The organism is Bacteroidota bacterium (assembly GCA_016718825.1).
Taxonomy (GTDB): Bacteria; Bacteroidota; Bacteroidia; order J057; family JADKCL01; genus JADKCL01.
Genome location: JADKCL010000040.1, coordinates 46,752 through 69,141 on the forward strand (window position 1 = coordinate 46,752; position 22,390 = coordinate 69,141).

The window sequence follows — 22,390 nt, forward strand, 5'->3', positions numbered from 1 at the left end:
TCACAATTCCTGTAACGACAGCCTAAATCGAATCCAAAACTAGAAATTCATCAACGCTCAACTCTCAACTTTTCACTATTCACTATTCACTATTCACTATTCACTATTCACTATTCACTATTCACTATTCACTATTCACTTTCCACTTCCATCATGAATCATCTCCTTTCCCAACGTTTTCATTCTCTCGACAGCGACCGAAAAACGCAGCTGCGACGTGTATTGCAGGATTCACCGATGGCTTTGCGCTTGTTGGATTTCCTGCAACAGACAAAAAAGGAAAAGCCTTCCACGTTGGAAATCGTGCAGTTTGTCTATGGGCCTGCCACCGCAGAACTCCCACTGAACGTGCAACAGAATCGGTTTTTTAAGCTGCGCAAAAAGGTGCTTGAATTGATGGATCATGCTGATGAACAGGGCGAATCCGTGGAGGGTGTGTTGCCGTTGGAGCGTCGGTTGTTTCATTCCCGGGAATTGGTCAACGACAATTTTTTTGAGCAAGCGCAAAAGGAATTGTCCGCTTTGGTAGCAGATTTATGGTCGGCAAATGTCTTTGAATGGCTCCCGGAAGCCTTGCACCTCCAAGTGATTTGCAAGCGCGCCTTGAATGTCAAAGAAGCCTTGTCCACCTTGCTGACCGACCTGGAAAACGCCGCGCAACTGCAATTCGAATTCCGGCGAATGCAAGCCATGGGCGGTCGCCTTTTTGAAGCAACGATGGCCCAAAACTCCGAATTGGCCCAGAAGGAATTCGCTAAAATGAGTTCAGTTTCCCAGCGTTTTTCCCAATATCCGCGTTTTGCCTTGGTTTACCATCTTGCAGCGGTGAACAACATGCCCTTTTGGGCGGGCTACAGCAGTCGTGCGCACATGCGCCACATCAACGCGATGAAACGCATCGTTGAAACACAGCCCGAGATGCCCGGAAATACCTTCGAAAGAAACACCGGTCCCATTTTGCGCTATTACATCGCCATGGCCTTGAGCACCGCGAGCATGTACAAAGGGGAAATTCAGGAGGCGCATGCCCAAGCGGTCATTGCATGGGACATTCTCTCCAAAACGCCCAATATGCGCCTCAAAAAAACAGAAACCCATTACCACAACAAGGCTTCGATCGAGGTAACCGTTGGAAAATACCGCGATGCGATCCAAACCATGGAGGAACTGATCGAATTCCTCAAAGTCCAAAACCAAGACGCTCGTCGCTTGCAAGCCTATTCGAAATTGGCGACCACGTATACCTACGCCTACCCCAATATCCTATGCCCCGATCCGCAATTTTTGCTGAACCGGCTTGAGGATTACATTGCCTTGATGCGCCAACAGCATACGCCGCAAATTTCCGAAGCGCTGTGTACCAAGGCCATTTTCTATTGGATGAATGGTCGCCACGACGAAGCAAAATCCATTGCCTTGATGCCCGAGACGGCTCCAATTTTTGATGTTCCCGGATTCGGAATGTTCAAGGATCTGCTCACGCTTGGCCAAAATCCATCTGACGCAGAAAGGCAGCGCGTAATCCGCATTTTTGAGCACGAAATCAGGACAAGTGACCGAGGCGATGTCATCGAATCCTGCAAGCGAGGCTTGCGCCTGTTGGGATCAGAATCCCATGTCAAGCCTTGAAATTGCGCTACCACCAAACGCTGAAATCCACTGGAAAATGGTCACTCAGGTCCTTGTGCTTGCGCGACCAAGGTTCCTGAAAATGCGGCATTTGGCGTTCAATGCGGTTGGCCGCCAAGCCGTTTCCACGGTAGAAGACGAAGTCGATCACCCTCAAACTGCGCACGCCATGGCTGTGCAAGTCATTGGGGTATCCGCCGTCGACTGTCGGAAGTTTTACCGCAAGCGGACCGTCCTCGGCATCCAACGTCGACAACATTTCGCGGTATTGCGCTGTGTCGGTATGGCCGGTGTTCATGTCGCCGGCGATGATTTGCGGTACTCCAGCCTGTTTGTGGCGGTCGAGGAGGCTGCGCATTTCTACGCATTGGCTTTTGCGAATGGCATCGGGACCGCCTGCTTGCAGGTGCGTGCCGAGGATTTGAAAGGCATGGCCGTTGCATTCGCCTGCAAGCAGGAGCGCGCCTTTGCGCGCAAAGCAATCGTCAAAGCCTTCGCATTCCACAAAATCGATTTCTTCCAGCAGCTTCAAGGGCAGTTTGCTCAAAATCCAAATTCCCGAATTGGTTTTGATGGAGAATTTGCGGTTGGCCGGTCCGAATTGATACGGGAAGCTGTCTGCCAAGGCTTTGCCGATGATACGTCTGGCATCGCCCAAAAACGATTCCTGAAAGACGAGCATGTCGTAGTCGCTCGCTAGCATTTGCTTGGCGATCTCATGGGCGCGTTGGCGCTTGCCCGTGATTTTTGCAAACTTGGGGAGCATGTAGATGTTCCAAGACAGGATGCGCAGCGGCCGGATTTCGGCATTTTGGATCTGAACCGGAGCCATGCCCGGGGACTGCGCTGACAGTGAGATGCCACCGCTAAAGCCCATGAAGAACAAAACCAAAATTCGGAGCAAATTCATGCTCCAAACTACGCAAATTTGACTTGCATAGGTAACAGCTTTCGTGGTGCATCTATCAAGAGCGACTTCTTCAGCTGAAGTTGGAGCAAAGAATTTGCTTTATTCCGCAGAATTAACTTGGATGAATACGTCTGTTACGCAATCACTTGATTTTCTGAGCAAAGAGGATTCCCCAATGGCCATCGTCATCTTCCTTCACAATCATAAAGTGGTTGTCTTCCAAGATTTTCATGATTCTTTCTTTTCGCCCTTTTCTGAAAGTTTCAATCTCGATGATGATATATTGAATAATGCCAAAATGTTCGGGTTGAATTCCCTGCAAAACATTTTCCTCGAAGCCTTCAACATCAATTTTGAGCAAATCGATCTGCGTGATTTGATGGGCTGAAATGACATCGCTGAGCGTGGTGATTTCAACATTGGTTTTCACCGCATTGTCCATCTGCTTTTCCAGGAAGTAGCGCGCGATGCCCTTGAATATGCCCGCTTTTTGCTTGTAAATGTAGTCGTGTGCTCTTTTTTTATCTACGTCAAATGCATGGAGCGAGGACATTGCAGATGCCGATTGGAGATAGTTCATCGCAATGGTTTCCGGGTGTGCACCCAATCCTTTGTTGATCAAATGCAATTGATTGCCATTGTCGACAAGCGAACAATTGTGCTTCAGGATTTCAAAAATCTGAGGAACGGGCTCAAACGAAAAAATGTTGAGGTTCTTCGCACGTTGATTGAAATACATTGTGCTCAGTCCAATATTGGCCCCGACATCAAAAATTACGGTGCCTTCCTTAAATTCTAGAACATCGTAGCATTTTTTTAGAAAAATCTCATTGAAGACATAGGCATAAGAGAAGAAGCCATCCACTTTGAGGCCACGCTTGATCTTGAAAAAAAATGCCTTGCCAATGACGCTGTTCCCAAGAAGAATCAAAAGCACAATTAAAACGACGAATGCAATGCAATAATAGATGAACATGCTGTTTTATTTCATTCCTTTTAGGCACCAGCATTCCAGCGCTGTGAAGGCAAGATAAGCAAGAAGTGCATTTCCACAAAAATTGCGGCGCCGCTTTGGGGGCGTATTTTGAGATCCAACTTCGTCAGCTCCAAGGACCTGAATGCCGAATTATTGTCCATAGCGAATGCATCCAACCGAGATTAACCACAACGCCAACACGCGCGATTTTGTGGATGCCCGATTATTCCGTGACCTTCACCACTTTGTGGACCACATGTTGGTCTGCCATCCGTACGGAAAGCAGGTAAACTCCGGCCGGCAAGCTGCCTGTCCCAAGTACCAAACGCTGCGCGCCTGCCCGGAATTCCTGTTGCAAGAGGACCTGTCCGAGCTCGTTGCTGAGCGTCAATTCGCCACTTCCCTTGGCAGGAAGGTTGAGCGCCACTTCAAGACGGTCCGTAAATGGATTTGGGAAAATCCTTCCCTCCAAGCCAATTGCAAATTCCTCCGTCCCGACAAAAACAAACTGAATCGTACTGCTGTCCGTATCCGAACAGCCAATCGAATCGGCCATGGTCAAGGTCACCAAATAGCTGCCATCGGTCGCGTAGGTGTACACCGGTGCCATCTGCGCAGATGTGCCGCCATCGCCAAAGTTCCAAGCGTAGGAAGTTCCATTTGGATCATTCGGAGTAAAGGTCCAGTTGAGGCTTGTGCCGGATTGTTGCCCGGTGAAGCTCGCATCGGGTACGGAAATCGTCACATCCATCTGCGGACGGGTGTAGCAGCCGTATTGATCGGTGACTTGCAGGGTGTAAATGCCGGAGGTATTCAAGGTAATCGAGGCACTGTCGGGGCCGGGTTGCCAGTTGTAATCGAACTGAGGACCGTTGAAACTTGCGTCATAAACCGTACCGGCGCAAACCAACGTATCCGAAGGCAGATAGACGAACGGCGGTGCGACATTTTCCTGGGCAAGTTCGGCATCCATCCAAGCCAGCCTCCGTGTGATGTAGGACCGCAGCGAATCGATTTGATCCTGATAAGTTTGGCCACCCAGATCATTCCAAACGGTGAAGTTGCGCGATTGTGCCTCGTCAATTTCGGCATGAAGGCTGTCGATCATCACGTTGAAAGAATCGTTGCTGAGGGTCGTTTGACGCAACATTTCCCAGCGGCAAGCCACTTGCTTGCGGTAGGTTTGCTCCGTCCACAGCTTGCTCCACCAAAATGGAAATGGCCAATAGGGGTGTGTGATTTCCCAAACCCAGCCCGAAGTACGGGAAGGTTCCCAGTATTCGAAGGCGCGGTCATAGTCCCAAGGAGGACCGATTTTCAGCTTGCCGCCATCGGTTGCTTTTTCCTTGTACATATAGGTACTGCGGCCGTAGCTGTCGTAGTTGACGCTGAATTCGTTGACGATCAGGAAGTCAATAAACGTCTCAATCTTCACGAATTTGCGGTACCCATTGACGGGATCGGCAAAGTTGGGGCCGTTGAGGACATCTTCGAAGGAGTCCACATATTCATGGATATAGTTGGCTTGCTGCGGCATGATGTTGCTCGCCTTGGGATAGACGAATTTGAATTCGACGGGCGCAGTACAAGTTTGGTTGTTGATGCAGGGATATGCCGAATTCCAGGCGCCGGGTTCGCCATTGATGTTCATTTCGATGATGTAACCGCCAGTCAATTCTACGCCCGAAACGTCTGCCGGATCAAGCTTGGCAATGTCGATGCGGTTGACGTCGCGTTTGACTTTTTCGGTCAGGGTATAGTAGCCGATGTAGTTGCCGTCGAGGAATACCTCGCACATGCGTGTACGGGGTGCGTAGCCGCCCATGCGGCGTGCCATTTCGTAGGCAATCGTGTTTTTGATGAGCGTATGGTCCAGATATTCAGCCTTGAACATCCAGTCCGTTTCGCGCGGCATTCCCAAGATCGTGGTGTCCAATTCTGCGCCTTGGGCATCCACAGTTTCAAAATCGTAGTTTTTCTTGGGATAGCCGGGGCCTGTGAAGCCCTGCCATTCGGCCATGATCCTTCCCTCGTAGGCGTAATTGGTTTGGTTCACATAGTTGCGCACGCCAGGTCCGTTGTCGATGATCTGCATTTGCACGGGAACTTTGGGGTCGTCGCTGATCGGAGCCCCCAAGGTGGTAAGTTTCACGATGGGGAGGTTGCTGGAACTGACGATAAACGGCATCGCAGGATTATTCCCGAAGGTGATGCTCCAAAACGTCAGAATCCCGATGTCTGCGCCGGCCATGTCGCGGCAGAGCAGGTGCCAAGTTCCATTCGGGTTTTGGCCATTGTTGACGTTGCCCATCGTGCCTTGGCTTTTGAACGTGCCGGTAAAAGGTGCTGTTCCTTGCGTAACGGACGTCCCGGTTCCTTCGAGGCAGGTATTGAAAAAGTTATCGTCCCCGCCGCCGATGCCTGAAAACAGCAAGATCGTCGTTCCATCTGGTGCCTGCAATTGCACCTCCATGTCGGAACAGTAGGTATGGTACATGTTCAGACAAGCCGTTTCCAACCCGAAATTGGTGTCGATCACGGAAGGCAAGCCGCTCACGACGACATCAAACACGACCGTGGTATTGTTGTCGGGAATCGTGTCGGTATGGGTGACGGAGAAGGTCTGGGCCTTCAACGTGCCGAGAAAAAGCAGTGAACAACAAATCAGGAACAAATTCTTCATAGACCAACCAAGTTCTTGCAGCCGAATTCCGGACTGGAAACACGAATGTAAACGTTGTGTGTACAGATTGCAACGGTGGAAGGCGACAGATCCACGATTCTACGAATGTCGGCATGGGATTGGAAGGTGTTTCAGGGAAAGGATTGCCGGTTTTGCATGAACGGGAAATGATTACCTTCGAAAAAAGCATCAGCAATGGCATCTGATCCCCATACCTTGGAGCGCCTGCGGCGCGCACTTCAGCTCCGGAGGATAGACTGGTACGAAAAGCGCATGTTTGGCGGCGACTGTTTTATGGTCGATGACAAAATGTGTTTGGGCACCTTCAAAGGCGGTATCATGTTTCGGGTGGATCCTGAATCCGGCGATGCGTTGTCACAAAGGGAAAATGTGGCGATCATGGAGCAAGGTGGACATGCCATGCCGGGATTTTTGCTGGCATCGCCCGAAGCCTACGACCGCGACGAAGACTTGGACTTCTGGGTGGACGCCTGCCTTGCCTACAATCCAAAGGCAAAGGCAAGCAAAAAGCGGGCAGCAAAAAATGGGCATTGAAACCTTGGTGAATGCGTACAGGGGCAGTGCAATCCCTGAAAATCTTCCTTTTTGTTCTTGAATTTTTCCTCCAAAATCCTAGATTCGCGATTCTAAACCTTATTGAAAAGCGACAAGTATGGGAGCTTGGGACTACGGATTTTTTGACAATGACGCCGCGCTGGATTGCGTGGACGCGCTCGAAGACAGCGAAAACCCAAAGGCATTTTTCAAACGGGCGTTTTCTGATGCGCTCAAATCCACTTACCTCGATCAGGACGATGCCCATGCCGTGACCGTCTCGGCAGTCTATATCGACTTTCTCCTCAATGGCACGCATTATGGAGAAGATCACGAGAATTTGCTCTCATTTGCCAATGCACATCCCAAACTCAAGGTCGATGACCTGCGGGGAGAAGCCGTCAAGGCCCTGCAAAAGGTGATCGGCCCCGACTCCGAACTCCAACAACTCTGGGCAGAAAACAAGGATGATTTTCCGAGTTGGAAAAGGACGATCGAGGACCTCATCGCCCGGCTCAAATAAGTTCAGATTCAGCTTTATTCCATACCGATCTGTCGCCTCGCAGCTGCCGAAACGCGGTGCGATTCCTATCAAAATGCCACTTGGAGCGTTCTGGAGGCCTTTCAGGATTTATCGGCCATTTATCGTCAATTATTCCGATATTTGCACGAAATTTTTGAAGAAGATGAAGAAGGTGTTGATTTCTTTTGCCGCTTTGGCTTTCCTGGGTTGCCAAATTGCCGTTGCGCAATTCGTGCAAAAGCCATTGCCGTATGCATACACTGCGCTCGAGCCATCGATCGATGCGCAAACAATGGAAATCCATTACAGCAAGCACCATGCTGCTTACGTCAAAAACCTGAATGCTGCTGTCGCCGGCACCGACATCGCCAACGCCAAGATCGAGGACATCTTTGCCAAGGTGTCCAAATACAGCGATGCCGTGCGCAACAATGCCGGTGGGCACTACAACCACGAATTGTTCTGGTCTGTCCTCACCGACAAAAAGACCAGCCTTCATCCGCAGTTGGAAGAGGCCATCAAAGCAACTTGGACCAGCGTCGACAGCATGAAAACCCTGCTCAACAAGGCTGCAGCTACGCGTTTCGGATCCGGCTGGGCTTGGTTGTATGTCACTTCCGAAGGCAAATTGGCCATCGGAAGCAGCCCCAACCAAGACAATCCCCTGATGGATCTGTCTCCGATCAAAGGTTTTCCCATCCTCGGAATTGACGTTTGGGAACACGCCTATTACCTCAAGTACCAAAACAAGCGTGCGGATTATCTCTCAGCGATTTGGAACGTCGTGAACTGGGAAGAAGTGAGCAACCGCTACTTTACCGTCGTTCCCAAGAAAAGCAAATTTGATCCTTGGCCCGGAATTGAAGGCCTTTCATCAAGTGATGTCGCAGACCTTCCATCCGATGGAGGAAGGTAATTTCGCACCGATCAAGGCGCGGAGCGCAGAAATGATGCAGAAGGCAGATGCCTTGGCAGCAAGTACCGCTCCTGCCGAATTTAACAAGCCCGATGTGCTCAAAGCCGTGAAAAAGCTCAAAGCCGACAGCAAAAAATTGAATGATCTCGTGACCAAAAAGGCTTCCGACGAAGTCCTCAAGAAGTCACTGACAGCGTTGCACGATACGTTCCATCAAATTGTGGGACTATGTTTCGGAGAAGAGCATTGATTTGCCCGATCTGAACATTCATAAATGTCTAGCATGCCTGGGAGCAGCAATTGAATTACTCCCAAGCTTTATTTTTATACGATGAGTCAAAAGGAAGAAATCAAGTTCTACAGCGTTGGAGGCTCCTACGGAGAGTTTTCTTGTTTCGCTGTGTATCCGATCCGGGTCAAGGGCAAAGTTTGGCCAACAACCGAGCATTACTACCAAGCACAAAAATTTGCCGGCACTTCGCAAGAACTTGCCATCCAAAAGGCAGCCACGCCCATGAAAGCCGCCGAATTGGGCCGGACGAAAAAAATCAGGGTCAGGCCAACTTGGGACAATGTCAAGGACAACATCATGATGGAGGCAATGCGGGCCAAGTTCACCCAATATGCCGACCTCAAGGCCATGTTGTTGGCAACCGAGGATGCCCAAATCACCCTTCACACCGAGACCGATGCCTACTGGGGCGATGGTGGTGACGGAAAAGGCCTGAACAAGATGGGCAAGATCCTCATGAAGGTGCGCGAAGAGCTTCAAAAGGGCTAGTCCATCGAATTTCAGGTCCGGTAAATTACATTTCTATGGTAGCAGGAACGCCTCCGGATTTTGCAGTGGGCATCATCGGGGCAGGATTTGCCGGGATCATCGCTGCCATGCAATTGCAAAAGCAGGGGCGCAATAACTTTATCATCTTTGAACGTGCCGATCAGGTTGGTGGCACTTGGCGTGACAATACGTATCCGGGTTGCGCCTGTGATGTGCCTTCCCATGTCTATTCGATCGCAGCGGCGCCCAATCCAAGTTGGTCGCGCATGTTTTCTCCGCAACAGGAAATTCTTGCCTACATGCAAGATGTCGTTCGGCAAAATGGCTTGGAGGGGAAAATCCGATATGGTGCAGACATTGTGCACTGCGAATTCGACACGGCATCGGGCCGCTGGAAACTGACTGACCGGCAAGGACGGAGCACCACCGTCAAGGCTGTGATCGCAGCCCTCGGTCCGCTGAACAGACCCAAATGGCCTGATATCCCAGGCATTGAAGCCTTTCAAGGAAAAGCCTTCCATACTTCCCAATGGGACCATGCATGTGATTTGACCGGCAAAAACGTGGCCGTGATCGGTACGGGCGCAAGCGCCATTCAAGTGGTACCTTCGATCGCACCCATCGTTGGCAACCTCACTGTCTTTCAGCGCACTGCTGCATGGGTTTCCAACCGCAATGACCATCCGATTTCGCAACCACAACAGCGCCGATACAAGCGGTTTCCGATCCTGCAACGGCTGATGCGTACCATCATCTATTGGGTGATGGAAATTCGTGGACGTTTGTTTATCGGGAATCGTTTTCTCCATCGTTTGGAACAGCGTGCCTGCCTGCGCAAGCTCGAAAAGGAGGTTCAGAATCCGGAGATTCGGCGCAAGCTCACCCCCGCTTATACCTTGGGATGCAAGCGCATCCTGCAATCCGACGATTACCTGCCCACATTCAACCGACCCAACGTCACCCTCGTCACCGATTCCATTGCCGAAATCACGCAGACGGGTATTCGCACAGCCGATGGCGCGGAATTTCCGGTCGACGTGATCATTTTCAGTACCGGATTCGAAGCCGCTGAAATCAAAACCGACGCAACGATCACTGGGCTCGACGGACGCGAAATCTTTGCAGAATGGGCCAAAACGGGCATGGAAGCCTACAAAGGCACCACTTTTTCGGGTTATCCCAACTTCACCTACGTACTCGGACCGAATACAGGCTTGGGGCATAGTTCAGTCCTGCACATCATGGAGTCGCAAATGCCCTACATTTTGCAATACCTCGATGTCTTGGATCAGCAAGGACCGAATGGGTATTTGGATGTCAAGCCCGAGGTGCAAAAGGCGCACAATGCAGCATTGCAGGCGCAATTCAAAGGAACAGTCTGGGAATCAGGGTGCAAAAGTTGGTATGTAAATTCGCAGGGAAAAAACACAACGCTTTTCCCTCGATTGACCCGCGAATTCAGGAAGCAATTGGCGCATTTTGATGCCGCGAATTATCGGTGCGTTCGATGATCCAAGAAGCCTGCGCAGCTGATTTTGATCACGAATTCCCCGAGTTTAAATCGCCATTTTCGCATTCAAAATCAATGGAATGGGAAAGCTGTCTATTCTTCTGAAACTCTTAGGCTTTGTCGCGATCTTCTTGTTTCCTGCAGGATTGCAAGCCCAATGGAATTACGTAGGGCCGGCCGGGATTTCCTCTGGATGGTCTGCTTACAACGATATCGCAGTGGATTCTGGTGGTGCGCCGATCGTAGTCTTTCGAGACATTGGATTGCAGTCTGCCCCCTGTCTGCGGTGGGATGGCAGCCAATGGGAACAAATCGGAGCGGCAAGCGATACATTTCCGGTGGGGTACGATTTGCATTTGTTCGTCGGCAAGGAAGACAAGATTTCCCTGGTTTTTCAGGACGAAGGAAACAACTACCTCTCCTGTATCCGCTACAACGGAAGTCAGTGGGATTATGTCGGTTCCCAATACCTCAGTCAGTCAATGGCCAATTACGTTACCGCAGCCTATGACACTGCTGGCCAATTCCATGTGGCATTTGTGGACATGAACGGTTTCCACTTTCTTCGGGAAAATGGGGCCAATTGGGATGCATTGCCCATGAACGGTTTGCCTTCCCCGATCGCGTATACATCCTTGCAATTCGGTCCTGACAATACGCCGTATTTGATGTTTACCGATATGAATACGTTGAAGGCCAATTGCATGTCATGGAACGGCGCGGCTTGGGTCGGGGTCGGGAACGCCGGATTCTCCACCAATTTTGCCAAAGATGATCGGTTGCTCATTTCGCCTACAGGTGCCATATTTTGTGCTTACGACGATGGCTTGACAACGGTGAAGAAATTGAATGCACAGACGCAAATGTGGGAACTGATCGGGCAGGCGGGACTGGGAGGATCCTTTATGGGCCTCGAAGACTTTATTCGGGATTCAAACGGCGGACTTTATATCAGCACCTCGCAAATTGCAGGCGATCATGCACGTTGCCTGAAATTTGACGGAAGCAGTTGGTCACAGATCGGCGGAACGGGCATCAACGACACGACGGCAGGCTATCCCAATATCGCCCTCAGCCCCGACGGGACACTCTTTTGCACCTACAATGATTTCGAAATTTCCAAAGCGGTCGTCAAGGAATTCGTAGGGGCCGTCAAGGTGGAGGAGCAGGCTTTGGGTGCTGATTTCGAACTGTTTCCAAATCCTGGGTCATCGTCACTCCATTTCAGCGAGCCCTCAATCCGTGCAAAATTCTCGGTGAGAATTCTGGATATCAGGGGCAAGGTTCGTTGGATGGGAAATCTGACGCAGCAGGATGCCGTTTCTGGAATCGACCTGACAAATTTGGACGCGGGATTGTATTTCGTGGAATTGACCTCCGCCAATGGAACATTCTGCCGGAAATGGATCAAGCAATAGGCGAAATTCGGCAATCCTTGTCTAGCGGGTAACCGTCAATTTTTTCGTTTGCAACACGCCTCCTGAGAGGACGTTCACGAAGTAGACTCCCGGTGTTTGCACCTCTAAAATGCAAGCGGCAGCATCGGGATGGGAAATCATCAGCACCTTTCCGAGCAAGTCCGTGACGGTAACTTCCTCAATGGGAGAACCGCTTACCACGTGAAACTGACCTGCGGAGGGATTGGGATAAACCCTGAGATGGGGTCCTGTATCGGCACCCGCCACCCCGACAACCGGCGGATAGCAAGTCCCCGGCAAATTCGCATCGATCCAAGCAAGCCTGCCGACGATCCATTGTTTCATATAGTCCAATTCCTCCTGAAAGGTATTGGCCAATGGGGAAGGGTTGGGCCAAACATAGGTGCCGAGAATCTGCCATTGCCGGAAGTGCCGCACTTGGGCCTGATTGAGCAGCGTCGCAACCGAGTCGATGTAATGAAAGATATGCGCGGTATCGAGGACATTGCTCCGCAATTCCGTCCAACGACATTGTAAGTTGTTGGTAAAGAGGGTGTCTTGCACGAGCCTTTTCCACCAGAATGGCATGTCGCAAGCACAATAATCCGGCTCGTTGTAATGCCAATCTGCTACTTCCGGCGCATTGCAATAGTCCGCTCCACGCCAAGCGCCGTTGAAATCCCAAGAGGGGCCCATCGTCAGCTTCCCGCCCTTGCTGTCCTTGTCCTTGTAGAAGTAGGTCGACAGCCAATAGGCATCCACATTTTTGGCCAATTCGTTGAGGAGAAAATAGTCGACAAACGAGCGTTCATTTCCGAAATGGCGCCATCCGATCGTCGTATCCTGGAAAAATGGTCCGTCCAAGGCCGTTTCAAAGCTGTCGATATAGGCCTCGATATAGGCTTGTTGAACGGGAAGCAAGGTCCCCGCCTTCGGCGAAACCAGCTGGAAATTGATCACGTTGTTGCTCGGATTGGTTTGGTCGGGCAGGAAATTGGATTGCCATGACGGGCCGCCGATCCAGTCGATCTTGGCGATGTAGCCTCCGGTCAGGTCATCGCCGATGGTATCGTTGAGCGTCAATTTGGCGATGTCCACGCGGTCGCCGTCCCGTTTGATGGATTCCGTGATTTCATAGATGCCTTGGTAGGACCCATTGAGAATGACCTCGCAATAGCGCCCGCGGACCGCATATTGGCCCATGTCATTGCTCAGCGCATAGGACAACCAATTGCGCATGCACGACTTGTCGCTGTAGGGCCCATACAAAATCCAATCGTGTTCCTTGGGCATGCCCAGCAGCATCGTGTCGAGGTTGCCGCCGTTTTGGTCCCACGTTTCGAAGGCATATTGTTTCTGCGGAAAGCTCTGCGAACTGTTGCCGCGGACTTCGATGCCAATCCAGCCTTCGTAGGAATTGAAGGAATCGTTGACATGGTTCAGCATCCCCGGGCCATTGTCGATGATGCCCATATAAGCCGCAATCTTGGGGTCATTGGGGATGCTTTGGCCTTGCGTGTTGAGGATCACGAGCGGCAAGTCGGTCGCAGAGACGATTTGTGCCGTCGCCGGATTGTTGCCGAATGTTATCGACCAACTGTTGACGTAGCCGGTGTCTGCGCCATAGGTGTCCGTCACCCGCAGGAACCAGGTTCCGTTGCCGTTTTGTTGATTGTTGACCACGCCCATCTGACTTTGCGGACGGAAAACGCCGGTAAAGGGAGCCGAACCCTGCCAAATGCCGAGCGCAGCAGTATCAGTGAAGCAGGTATTGGTAAAGTCATGCCCGCCGCCGCCTTGGCCGGCAACAAGCAATGTGGTTGTACCATCTGGCGAAACCAAGGAAATTTCCAAGTCACTGTCATAAGTGTGCGTGAGATCAATGCAAACGGATTCAAGGCCAAAACCGATGGTGTCGATATTCGCAGGAATTAAACCAATGACGGTCAGGGGAATGTCAATGGTCGTCAGGTCATGAATCGGTCCGCCGCCGCCCGTGAAGGTCTGTGCAAATGCGCTCGCTACGACAAGCGTGGCTGCTGCCGAGAGCAACATTTTGCGCAGCATTCGCTGATAGATGTTTTGAAATTTTTTCAACGGACTCAGACCTTTCATATTCAATGCATGTTCGGAAATTTCATCGGAAGATCAAAAGAGTGGATGTCATCCCTCAGGCAAATGGACATTTTCCTAAGTCGGCACTCGTGGAGAATCGATTTTTGATAAGCGGGGACTTTTTGCGACATTCGTCAGAGCTTAGTCTAAAGAAATGTCGGCGGAGAACAGTGGCATTTTGAATGTACCGGCCGCCCCACACGCTCCGAGGAAACGGTATGGAAATGCAACGCAGCAGCATGTTGATCCTGATCTTGTTGGTGTTCTGCTCCTGCGGAAATTCGTCGGTACCCACGCGCGAGAATTCTGCATCGATGAAGGAAGTGAATCAAAACGCGTCTCCAACCGAAACGATGGAAGCGTATTTGGAGCGATTTGATACTTGGTTTTCGGAGGCCAATACGCTCATCACCGAAGGTTACGAAAAAGCGAGCGCCAATGTCGTCTTGGAGGAAGATGAGGAATGGGAATGTGATTGGGAAATGGATGCCAAAGCAATCCATGCCGCGTCAAGGAAGGCCATTCGGGCAACGGATTTGCTGGATCCAAGCCTCCAAAAATCATGGCTTTCCATTTTGGATTCCGCTGATGCACAAAGTGGTATTTACACGATCGGAACCTTGATGCACATGGGCAAATATGAACCCAATTACTTCGGCGATAAAACTTCGGGCTTTTTTCAGGAGCAGTCCATGCAGCCTACTAAGGGCTCAAATGGAGAGATTGCATCCCTTTGGTATCCCGAAACGATTTGCGGCGGACAAGCCGTCACGGGCAGGATTGCCGTCAAATTGCGCGAAGAAAAGGGGAAGCTTTTGCTTGTGCATGCGGTTTATGTGCTGGATTAGGGCGGGGGAGGTCGCCAAGTATCCGCTGCCTGAAAGTGACGAAAATACTGGATGGTCGTTGCCTAAAGACGCTCCGTGCCAAATCAAGCTTGATTTGATCGATTGATTTTCGCTAAAAATTTCAGTGGGACACTTGTGAAAAGTTATCCAATTGGCTAACTTTACCCATGCCTCGTGAAATTGCTCGACAAGTTGGGGGTTGGGGGAGGATTTTGGAAATTTTACCATTCCCCCCAAAACTCTGCCTGAACCAAGATCGATTGGCGGGAGGGGGCTCTAAGGGTAAATATTTTGCTGCTTCGATGCAGGAGATTTGGTGATCCTATTCAACGGATTTCAGAAGAAGACGGATAAGACGCCAAAACAGGAAATTGAGCGTGCGGAAAAACTAAAGATTGCTTATTATGAAAACAAAGGGAAATAGCATAGTTTCATGGGATGCCCATCTAGACAAAAAATACGGCAAGGAAGCGGCTCGGATTCAATTTGAAAAGAGTTTGGAAACTACTAAAATCGTGTACTGATCCAAGAGGCGCGGAAGCAACAAACCTCACGCAAGAAAGGAGCTCGCTCTCAAATCTGGGACCACTAAGAGTTATATCTCTCGCATTGAAAACGATGCAAGTGATATTCGGCTTTCTACCCTGATGCGGATCATTCGCGAGGGATTGGGTGGGCAGTTGAAGTTGTCTGTGGAGATGTGATGGAAATTTGAATACGGGTTTTACGAACCCTCCTTTTTTGAATTGCACGCCGCATCCATTTCGATGGCATCAAAGAAATCGTCACGCAGCGCCAATGTCGCCTCGAATCGATCAGCCCAATCGGATGAATGGAGCACCAACGAATCGGCTTCTGCAAGCGGTAGTTCAAATTCCGTTCTAAGAGCGCGTAAACCGTTGCGATTTGGGTGGCACCTTGTGCACGCAACAATGAAATCACCTGTTCCGCGGAATGGCCTTGTGATTTCCAATTCCTGGCAGATTCGCAAAAGGGCTGAAATGCTTCAAACATAACCAACTATTGTCGTTCAATTTATAAATCTAACCGGATCAACAACGCTTTGCAAACCCATCCCCCCGCCAGAGGCGTCCCGTCGATCCGCATGCGGCAAGATGCCGCCGCGTCGTGCCTTGCCATTTTCCATTAGCTTCGCTGAATGCTTCTCAATTCTCAATTCTCAATTCTCCATTTTCATCCTCCATTTCAATTTTCCATTATCAATCCCTATCTTAGCCCCATGTCTACACCCAGTATGATATCTACCTTTAATCCACGTCATGTCGTCACCGTCGATCAGGTCGGCGTGGAGGAGCGGGTCGCGAAGTTCAAGACGCGCTCCATCAAGAAGGAAAGCAAGGTCGCAGCCCTCAAGCTCGCCCTCAACATGATCGACCTCACCACCCTCGAAGGCAAGGACACGCCCGGCAAGGTCAAGCAGCTCTGTTACAAGGCTATGCATCCGCATGATGCCTATCCGGACCTGCCGACTGTCGCCGCGATTTGCGTCTATCCGAGTATGGTCCGCGTCGCCAAAAAGGCCCTCGAAGGCTCCAAGATCAATGTCGCTTCCGTCTCCACGGCCTTCCCGTCCGGTCAGGCACCTCTCCAAGTCAAGCTCGACGACACCAAGTTCGCGGTGGACGAAGGGGCCGACGAAATCGACATGGTCATCAGCCGCGGCGAATTTTTGCGTGGCAACTACAACTTCGTTTTTGACGAAATCGCAGCCATCAAGGAGGCTTGCGGCAAAGCCCACCTCAAGGTGATCCTCGAGACCGGCGAACTCGCCACCCTCGACAACGTGCGCATCGCGAGCGAGATCGCCATGCATGCGGGCGGGGATTTTATCAAGACTTCGACGGGCAAGGTGCAGCCTGCCGCCACGATGGAGGTGACCCTCGTGATGTTTGAGGCCATCCGCGACTTTCTATTATCAGACGGGCAAAATGGTCGGAATGAAGCCTGCAGGGGGCATCCGCGAATCCAAGCAGGCGTTGCATTACCTCGTGATGCTGCGCGAGACGCTCGGTCAAGCCTGGATGAACAACGAATGGTTCCGGTTTGGCGCTAGCACCCTCGCCAACGACATCTTGATGCAGCTCGTCAAGGAAAAACGGGCGTTTACCAATCATTGGACTATTTCTCCATCGACTAAGACAATGGCAAAAGAGAAAAAACCGGCCGTGGTCGGCCTGCAATTCGATACAGAATGGCAATATGCACCCTCGCCGGAGAGCAGGGACCATATTCAGCTCAAGGACCAATACGAGCTGTTCATCGGTGGGGAATGGGTGAAACCTTCGTCGGGCAAATACTTTGACACGATCAATCCTGCGACCGAGGAAAAGTTGGCACGTATCGCCGAGGCCAACAAAGCCGACGTGGACAAGGCCGTGAAAGCTGCCCGCCACGCCTACGACACGTATTGGAAAGCATGTCGCCCAAGGACCGCGGCAATACATCTTCCGCATTGCCAGGATGTTGCAGGAAAAGGCCCGCGAATTTGCCATCATCGAAACGATGGACGGCGGCAAGGCGATCCGCGAATCCCGCGACATCGACGTGCCTTTGGCGGCCAACCACTTTTTCTACTATGCGGGCTGGGCCGACAAGCTGGAATACGCATTCCCCAACCGCAAACCCGAGCCGCTCGGCGTCGCCGGACAGATCATCCCCTGGAACTTTCCGCTGCTCATGGCCGCTTGGAAGCTCGCGCCGGCCTTGGCGACGGGCAATACCGTGGTGCTGAAACCCGCCGAAACGACGCCTTTGACGGCGTTGAAACTGGCAGAATTGATTCAGGAAGCGGATTTGCCACCCGGAGTCGTGAACATCATCACAGGATTTGGCGCAACGGGTGCCGAGCTTGTGAACCATCCCGACGTGGACAAAATCGCGTTTACAGGTTCGACCGATGTCGGAAAGATCATCCAACGGGCGATCGCCGGAACCAACAAGAAGGTGACACTGGAATTGGGTGGCAAGGCTGCGAATATCATTTTCGAAGACGCACCGCTGGATCAAGCTGTCGAAGGCATCATCAACGGCATCTATTTCAACCAAGGCCACGTCTGCTGCGCGGGTTCGCGCCTGTTTGTGCAGGAGGGCGTGTATGACACGGTCATCCGCAAGCTCAAAGACAGAATGAAAACCCTGATCGTGGGCGATCCGCTGGACAAAAACACGGACGTCGGCGCGATCAATTCCGCAAGTCAGCTCAAGACGATCCAGGATTACATCAAAATCGGGCAGGATGAAGGCGCAGAAATGTTCCAGAATGCCTGTTCGTTGCCCGGAAAAGGCTTTTGGTGCCGTCCGACGTTGTTTTTGAATGCTTCTCAGAGCCACCGCATCGTGCAAGAGGAGATTTTTGGTCCCGTCTTGGCAGTGCAGACCTTCCGCACCGTCGATGAGGTGATCGAAAAGGCCAACAATACGAGCTACGGCCTCAGCGCCGGGGTTTGGACCGACAAGGGTTCCAAGATTTTCCAAGTCAGCAGCAAGCTGCGGGCCGGCGTGATCTGGGCGAATACGTACAACAAGTTCGATCCGGCATCGCCATTCGGCGGCTACAAGGAGAGTGGATTTGGAAGGGAAGGCGGACTGCACGGGCTGGGGGCTTATGTGCGGTTTTGAGGGGAATCGGTGAGAAAATGGCAAGTTCAGTAGAAAATATCGCCAAAATCCGGACTTATCGGTCGATTGAAGAGTTGCGGGCACTATGGAACACCCTCAAAGAGAAGGAACCGAACCTGAATTGGGAAGCAGGACTTGCGTTTGAGTATTTGATTGTGCGAGCTTTCGAAATTGAAGGAGCGCGGGCGACCTACTCTTATCCTGTGGAATTGCTTGGCAAGAAAAATATTGAACAAATTGATGGATTGGTTTCGATTGACAGTCTAAATCTTCATGTTTTGATTGAATCCAAGGAATGGGATGCAACAGTTCCATTTGGGCCAATGGCAAAAATGAGAAGCCAACTGATGCGGCGTCCTCAAACTTGATCGGATCTTTGTTCACAACCTCGGCTTTCACTTGGGAAGCGACCATTTTAGCCCATTTTTTTGCCCCGCAGACTATCTTGTTGTGGACGTCTGACGATATTGAGTATTGTTTTGAAAATGAGTACTTTGTTGGCTCGCTGCTGGCAAAGTACCACTATGCAATTCAGGAAGGAAAGCCTAATTTTGATTTAAAGGTAAATGACCCAAAAAGGAGGGAGAACGCATGAAAACTAGAATAGTGACCGAAGGCCCTGATGATGCAGAAATTTTGAGGTCTATCTTGGGCGTTTCAATGGCTTGATCGATGAGATTGGCTTTCGCACAGGAATTGTGAGTGCAGTTATTGCCACTGACACGATTTTGAGCACTTCCGATGATGTCGTGATCTTGGTTGCCGACGCCGATGACGACAAAAGTAAATCCAATGAGGCTTACGTGAGGATGCTTGTAGGCAAGGATCGTGAACGGTTCAAGCTCATTTTGCTTCAGCCAGAAATAGAATCTTTGTTTTTTTCAGACAAGAACGCTTTGGAGGCTGCGCTTGGGCAAAAAATTCCAGACATGGTTTGGGAAATTGGCATGTCTGCCCCCAAAAGTACGTTGTCGGCACTACTTGGCAGAGGGAAAAAAGCCGACTTCTCTAAGTTGCTTTCTTCAATTCCCCTGCTGTCCGCCATGCGCAACCATCCCAAAATCAAGGAGATACAAGAATTCGCCCAAGTGGCACACGCATAAACACAATGGCAAAGACAAAAACACCAGCGGAAAGCAGCAAAAGCAACGGCAAGAAGCCCGTTGCACCACCTGTTGCGAAGACATCGGCCAAGGCCGAAACGGTAGCCAAGGCTTCGCCCAAGGCCGCGCCGATCGCCAAGGCGACGACGAAGCCGGTTGCGGCAGCAAAGCCCCTGACCCCGCCCGCTCCAAGCAACGGAAAGGAAACAAAAGCCGCTACCGCCCCGCCGAAGAATGTGCGCTTGAACGTCCAAAAGACCTACAAGCTCTACATCGGCGGCGCCTTTCCCCGCACCGAATCCGGACGCTACATCGGCTTCAAAAATGCCGCTGGCGAACTCATCGCCAACTATTGCCGTGGCTCCCGCAAAGACTTCCGCAATGCCGTGGTCGTTGCCCGTAATGCCTTTAACGGCTGGGCCAACCGCGCCCATTTCAACCGCGGGCAGATCCTCTACCGCATCGCGGAGATGATGGAAGGCCGCCGTGCCCAGTTCACCGCCGAACTCGTGGACCAAGGTTTGACCTTCGATGCTGCCGAAAACGAAGTTTCCGCAGCCATCGACCGCATGGTCTACTACGCAGGATGGTGCGACAAGTACCAACAGATTTTCAGTTCGGTGAATGCCGTCTCGTCCAGTCATTTTGACTTCTCGATGCAGGAAGCAATGGGTGTGATTTCGGTGTTTGCGCCGAAGGAACATGGTTTGCTCGGGCTCGTTTCTGTCGTCGCGCCGCTCATTGCAGGAGGCAACACGGTGATCGTTTTGGCTTCCGAGCTGTATCCGCTCACCGCGATCACATTCGCGGAGGTGATCAACAGCAGCGACGTCCCAGGCGGGGTCGTCAACATCCTCACGGGCCTCCAATCCGAACTGAAAGACCATTTCTCGACCCACATGGATGTCAATGGAATGGTCTATGCCGGTAAAGACAGCGCATTGATCGCTACCCTTCAGAAAAATGCGACCAACAACGTCAAGCGCATCCTCGTGAACAAAACTGAGGATTGGTTTGCCGATACCGCTCAAAGTCCTTACTTGATTGCTGAAGCGCAGGAGGTGAAGACGACTTGGCACCCGGTGGGAGTTTGAGTTTGAGTGGGAGTGGGAGTGGGAGGATGAGCGCGAACGGATTGCATGGGATTCGGCATTTAGTCTAAGAAGGATGCGGGAAGGGTGCTTAGCAAATGGTGCTACTTTGAGAGGCATGCATCTCCTGAAATGCCCTTTCAATGCAGCTTTTCTATCTAAGGTATAAGTGCCCAGAAGAATACCCGATTCCAAGCCATTCTATTCTCCAACCTTGGCCTTCAGCCGTTCCACTTCCTTTTCGAGTAGGGCCACGTATTTGTCATTATAGTTGGATGGCTGACCATGATAGTGGTTCACTTGTTCTGCTGCAACGGCTTGTACCATCTCATTGTTGCTGATATTGAACACAGTAGAGGATCAAAATTCAATATCTTGGCAACGTCACCATCAAGAATTTCAGCAATACGATACAATTTTGAGAGTGTGAGGTCGGTTTCTCCACATCCATTTTGGAATATCCCGACAAACTGAGATTCAATTCAGCCGCCATTGACTCACGGGTGATTTCCTTGAGTTCGCGAAGCCTCCTAATCGTTGCAGATACATCCAAAGTGGTACGCATTGCCCAAAGGTAGCAAAATAATTCTGGAAGTAGCAAGAAGGGAGTTGTAATTGCAGTCTTTCTTGGGGTGCGACCCTAACTTTATAAGGTAGCAGTACTGAACAAAGTGCTGAATGACTTCAATCTGCACGAACGTTTAGGTTATCGGGTCACAATGAACACAAAACGAATATTCTTAATCTTTCTGGCGACATTTGGTTTTGTCAAATTGACCTGCGCCCAAGTCCCATCCTACGTACCTACAAACGGTCTCGTAGGATGGTGGTCTCAATGGCAATGCCAACGATGAAAGCGGGAATGGGAACAATGGAACTGTGAATGGGGCGACGCTGACTGCGGATCGGTTTGGGAATCCAGGGAAGGCGTATGATTTTGACGGCGTGGATGATTTTATTGACATTCCAAACAGCACAACTCTTGAATTTCCGAATAGCAACCAGTCTTTTTCATTTTGGATTCAAATACCTGTAATTCCTAGTCCTTCAGGCAATGATATGGCAGTCCTTAGCAAGATCAATCCAAACTTGGGAGGTGATCCTTCCGGGAATTCCAGTCAAGGATTTGATATTGTTTTCGGTCAACAACCAAATCAATTCCTAGGGTAAAAGGATAAAAGCGGCCTCAACCTCCCTTGGGCATTTCTTACGATATCTTCAGCAAGTATTGGTGTCACAAGGTGGGCGCATATCGTACTTACAGCGGATAAGGCCAACTCTCTTCTAACGGGGTATTTGGATGGGGTCAATTTCACAACGAGTGCAATTGATCCAAATACATTTGTGGGTCAGAATCAACTATCTATTCGTATTGGATGGGGCCATTGGGTCAGTTTTTCGGTACCAAACAATTACTTCCTAGGCCAACTCGACGATATCGGCATCTGGAACCGTGCACTGACACCCTGCGAGGTCCGCGCTCTCTACCTCTCCTCCACCCAACCCTATGCCTCCGCCGATACCCTAAACAATTGCGGCAGCTACACGTGGCCAGTAACAGGACAGACCTACACCCAATCCGGCATCTACACCGACACCCTGCAATCCGTGCAAGGCTGCGACAGCATCGTGGGCCTCGATCTCACCATCCTGCAGCCCAGTGCGGTCACGCTCACTGAATCCGCTTGCGGCA

General features: G+C 50.9%; 21 protein-coding genes and 3 pseudogenes. 19 read left to right on the top strand and 5 right to left on the bottom strand.

Annotation, left to right across the window (positions count from 1 at the left end; all coding sequences use genetic code 11):
* The first annotated feature begins 153 nt into the window (after positions 1-153).
* Complete coding sequence (locus IPN95_26460; protein MBK9452901.1) at positions 154-1,629, top strand: hypothetical protein; 1,476 nt, start codon at positions 154-156, stop codon at positions 1,627-1,629.
* Between the two features lie 7 nt (positions 1,630-1,636).
* Here IPN95_26460 and IPN95_26465 read toward each other — a convergent pair whose 3' ends face one another.
* The 3 genes from IPN95_26465 to IPN95_26475 all read right to left on the bottom strand — a co-directional run bounded on the left by IPN95_26465 (position 1,637) and on the right by IPN95_26475 (position 6,198).
* Positions 1,637-2,539, bottom strand: a complete 903-nt coding sequence (locus tag IPN95_26465) for a sphingomyelin phosphodiesterase (GenBank protein ID MBK9452902.1) — start codon at positions 2,537-2,539, stop codon at positions 1,637-1,639.
* 142 nt (positions 2,540-2,681) lie between these two features.
* On the bottom strand, positions 2,682-3,515 hold the full coding sequence (locus IPN95_26470; GenBank protein ID MBK9452903.1) for an FkbM family methyltransferase: 834 nt from the start codon (positions 3,513-3,515) through the stop codon (positions 2,682-2,684).
* Between the two features lie 223 nt (positions 3,516-3,738).
* On the bottom strand, positions 3,739-6,198 hold the full coding sequence (locus IPN95_26475) for a CotH kinase family protein (protein MBK9452904.1): 2,460 nt from the start codon (positions 6,196-6,198) through the stop codon (positions 3,739-3,741).
* A gap of 56 nt (positions 6,199-6,254) precedes the next feature.
* On the opposite strand from IPN95_26475, the gene IPN95_26480 reads away from it, so the two are divergent.
* The 8 genes from IPN95_26480 (at position 6,255) to IPN95_26515 (ending at position 11,901) form a co-directional block, all read left to right on the top strand.
* Complete coding sequence (locus tag IPN95_26480) at positions 6,255-6,404, top strand: hypothetical protein (GenBank protein MBK9452905.1); 150 nt, start codon at positions 6,255-6,257, stop codon at positions 6,402-6,404.
* On the top strand, positions 6,394-6,753 hold the full coding sequence (locus tag IPN95_26485; protein ID MBK9452906.1) for a TfoX/Sxy family protein: 360 nt from the start codon (positions 6,394-6,396) through the stop codon (positions 6,751-6,753). Before IPN95_26480 ends, IPN95_26485 begins: the two co-directional genes overlap by 11 nt.
* A gap of 118 nt (positions 6,754-6,871) precedes the next feature.
* Complete coding sequence (locus IPN95_26490) at positions 6,872-7,276, top strand: DUF4259 domain-containing protein (protein MBK9452907.1); 405 nt, start codon at positions 6,872-6,874, stop codon at positions 7,274-7,276.
* Positions 7,277-7,439: 163 nt separating this feature from the next.
* The gene (locus IPN95_26495) at positions 7,440-8,192 is read left to right on the top strand and encodes a superoxide dismutase (protein MBK9452908.1); all 753 of its coding nucleotides are present in this window, start codon (positions 7,440-7,442) and stop codon (positions 8,190-8,192) included.
* On the top strand, positions 8,158-8,442 hold the full coding sequence (locus IPN95_26500) for a hypothetical protein (GenBank protein ID MBK9452909.1): 285 nt from the start codon (positions 8,158-8,160) through the stop codon (positions 8,440-8,442). The genes IPN95_26495 and IPN95_26500 overlap by 35 nt, the downstream gene beginning before the upstream one ends.
* Before the next feature lie 81 nt (positions 8,443-8,523).
* Complete coding sequence (locus tag IPN95_26505) at positions 8,524-8,973, top strand: NADAR family protein (GenBank protein ID MBK9452910.1); 450 nt, start codon at positions 8,524-8,526, stop codon at positions 8,971-8,973.
* A 35-nt stretch (positions 8,974-9,008) separates the two neighbouring features.
* A complete protein-coding gene (locus tag IPN95_26510) occupies positions 9,009-10,484 on the top strand; it encodes an NAD(P)/FAD-dependent oxidoreductase (GenBank protein ID MBK9452911.1) in 1,476 nt (491 codons plus the stop codon).
* A gap of 79 nt (positions 10,485-10,563) precedes the next feature.
* A complete protein-coding gene (locus IPN95_26515; GenBank protein ID MBK9452912.1) occupies positions 10,564-11,901 on the top strand; it encodes a T9SS type A sorting domain-containing protein in 1,338 nt (445 codons plus the stop codon).
* 21 nt (positions 11,902-11,922) lie between these two features.
* Here the strand turns inward: IPN95_26515 and IPN95_26520 are convergent, their stop codons facing one another.
* A complete protein-coding gene (locus tag IPN95_26520; protein MBK9452913.1) occupies positions 11,923-14,016 on the bottom strand; it encodes a CotH kinase family protein in 2,094 nt (697 codons plus the stop codon).
* A gap of 218 nt (positions 14,017-14,234) precedes the next feature.
* Here IPN95_26520 and IPN95_26525 point away from each other — a divergent pair, with 218 nt between their 5' ends.
* The 8 genes and pseudogenes from IPN95_26525 to IPN95_26560 all read left to right on the top strand — a co-directional run bounded on the left by IPN95_26525 (position 14,235) and on the right by IPN95_26560 (position 20,700).
* Positions 14,235-14,864 carry a hypothetical protein gene (locus IPN95_26525; protein ID MBK9452914.1) on the top strand — a complete coding sequence of 210 codons (630 nt, stop codon included), beginning with the start codon at positions 14,235-14,237 and terminating at the stop codon, positions 14,862-14,864.
* A gap of 286 nt (positions 14,865-15,150) precedes the next feature.
* Complete coding sequence (locus IPN95_26530) at positions 15,151-15,288, top strand: type II toxin-antitoxin system RelE/ParE family toxin (protein MBK9452915.1); 138 nt, start codon at positions 15,151-15,153, stop codon at positions 15,286-15,288.
* Positions 15,269-15,568: pseudogene (locus IPN95_26535) on the top strand (helix-turn-helix transcriptional regulator). Before IPN95_26530 ends, IPN95_26535 begins: the two are co-directional and overlap by 20 nt.
* Before the next feature lie 536 nt (positions 15,569-16,104).
* A pseudogene (deoC, locus tag IPN95_26540) lies at positions 16,105-17,022 on the top strand (deoxyribose-phosphate aldolase).
* Positions 17,023-17,026: 4 nt separating this feature from the next.
* Positions 17,027-18,503 (top strand): annotated as a pseudogene (locus IPN95_26545) (aldehyde dehydrogenase family protein).
* Positions 18,504-18,520: 17 nt separating this feature from the next.
* A complete protein-coding gene (locus IPN95_26550) occupies positions 18,521-18,871 on the top strand; it encodes a hypothetical protein (GenBank protein ID MBK9452916.1) in 351 nt (116 codons plus the stop codon).
* 297 nt (positions 18,872-19,168) lie between these two features.
* Positions 19,169-19,606: a hypothetical protein gene (locus IPN95_26555; GenBank protein ID MBK9452917.1), complete on the top strand. Its 438-nt coding sequence runs from the start codon at positions 19,169-19,171 to the stop codon at positions 19,604-19,606.
* Positions 19,607-19,611: 5 nt separating this feature from the next.
* Entirely contained in the window at positions 19,612-20,700 is a 1,089-nt protein-coding gene (locus tag IPN95_26560) for an aldehyde dehydrogenase family protein (GenBank protein MBK9452918.1), read from the top strand.
* A gap of 364 nt (positions 20,701-21,064) precedes the next feature.
* On the opposite strand, the gene IPN95_26565 is transcribed toward IPN95_26560, so the two are convergent.
* Positions 21,065-21,262: a hypothetical protein gene (locus tag IPN95_26565; protein ID MBK9452919.1), complete on the bottom strand. Its 198-nt coding sequence runs from the start codon at positions 21,260-21,262 to the stop codon at positions 21,065-21,067.
* 314 nt (positions 21,263-21,576) lie between these two features.
* On the opposite strand from IPN95_26565, the gene IPN95_26570 reads away from it, so the two are divergent.
* Both IPN95_26570 and IPN95_26575 read left to right on the top strand, forming a co-directional pair.
* The gene (locus IPN95_26570; protein ID MBK9452920.1) at positions 21,577-21,867 is read left to right on the top strand and encodes a hypothetical protein; all 291 of its coding nucleotides are present in this window, start codon (positions 21,577-21,579) and stop codon (positions 21,865-21,867) included.
* A 42-nt stretch (positions 21,868-21,909) separates the two neighbouring features.
* On the top strand, positions 21,910-22,390 hold a 481-nt coding region (locus IPN95_26575), incomplete at its 3' end, for a hypothetical protein (GenBank protein MBK9452921.1).

Excerpts from the sequence above, each read along its gene's own strand:
- IPN95_26515 (MBK9452912.1), top strand. The coding sequence starts at position 10,564 with ATGGGAAAGCTGTCTATTCTTCTGAAACTCTTAGGCTTTGTCGCGATC.
- IPN95_26520 (MBK9452913.1), bottom strand. The coding sequence starts at position 14,016 with ATGAAAGGTCTGAGTCCGTTGAAAAAATTTCAAAACATCTATCAGCGA.
- IPN95_26460 (MBK9452901.1), top strand. The coding sequence starts at position 154 with ATGAATCATCTCCTTTCCCAACGTTTTCATTCTCTCGACAGCGACCGA.
- IPN95_26505 (MBK9452910.1), top strand. The coding sequence starts at position 8,524 with ATGAGTCAAAAGGAAGAAATCAAGTTCTACAGCGTTGGAGGCTCCTAC.
- IPN95_26565 (MBK9452919.1), bottom strand. The coding sequence starts at position 21,262 with ATGCGTACCACTTTGGATGTATCTGCAACGATTAGGAGGCTTCGCGAA.
- IPN95_26465 (MBK9452902.1), bottom strand. The coding sequence starts at position 2,539 with ATGAATTTGCTCCGAATTTTGGTTTTGTTCTTCATGGGCTTTAGCGGT.
- IPN95_26490 (MBK9452907.1), top strand. The coding sequence starts at position 6,872 with ATGGGAGCTTGGGACTACGGATTTTTTGACAATGACGCCGCGCTGGAT.
- IPN95_26485 (MBK9452906.1), top strand. The coding sequence starts at position 6,394 with ATGGCATCTGATCCCCATACCTTGGAGCGCCTGCGGCGCGCACTTCAG.
- IPN95_26475 (MBK9452904.1), bottom strand. The coding sequence starts at position 6,198 with ATGAAGAATTTGTTCCTGATTTGTTGTTCACTGCTTTTTCTCGGCACG.
- IPN95_26510 (MBK9452911.1), top strand. The coding sequence starts at position 9,009 with ATGGTAGCAGGAACGCCTCCGGATTTTGCAGTGGGCATCATCGGGGCA.
- IPN95_26560 (MBK9452918.1), top strand. The coding sequence starts at position 19,612 with ATGGCAAAGACAAAAACACCAGCGGAAAGCAGCAAAAGCAACGGCAAG.
- IPN95_26550 (MBK9452916.1), top strand. The coding sequence starts at position 18,521 with ATGGCAAGTTCAGTAGAAAATATCGCCAAAATCCGGACTTATCGGTCG.
- IPN95_26525 (MBK9452914.1), top strand. The coding sequence starts at position 14,235 with ATGGAAATGCAACGCAGCAGCATGTTGATCCTGATCTTGTTGGTGTTC.
- IPN95_26470 (MBK9452903.1), bottom strand. The coding sequence starts at position 3,515 with ATGTTCATCTATTATTGCATTGCATTCGTCGTTTTAATTGTGCTTTTG.
- IPN95_26495 (MBK9452908.1), top strand. The coding sequence starts at position 7,440 with ATGAAGAAGGTGTTGATTTCTTTTGCCGCTTTGGCTTTCCTGGGTTGC.
- IPN95_26500 (MBK9452909.1), top strand. The coding sequence starts at position 8,158 with ATGTCGCAGACCTTCCATCCGATGGAGGAAGGTAATTTCGCACCGATC.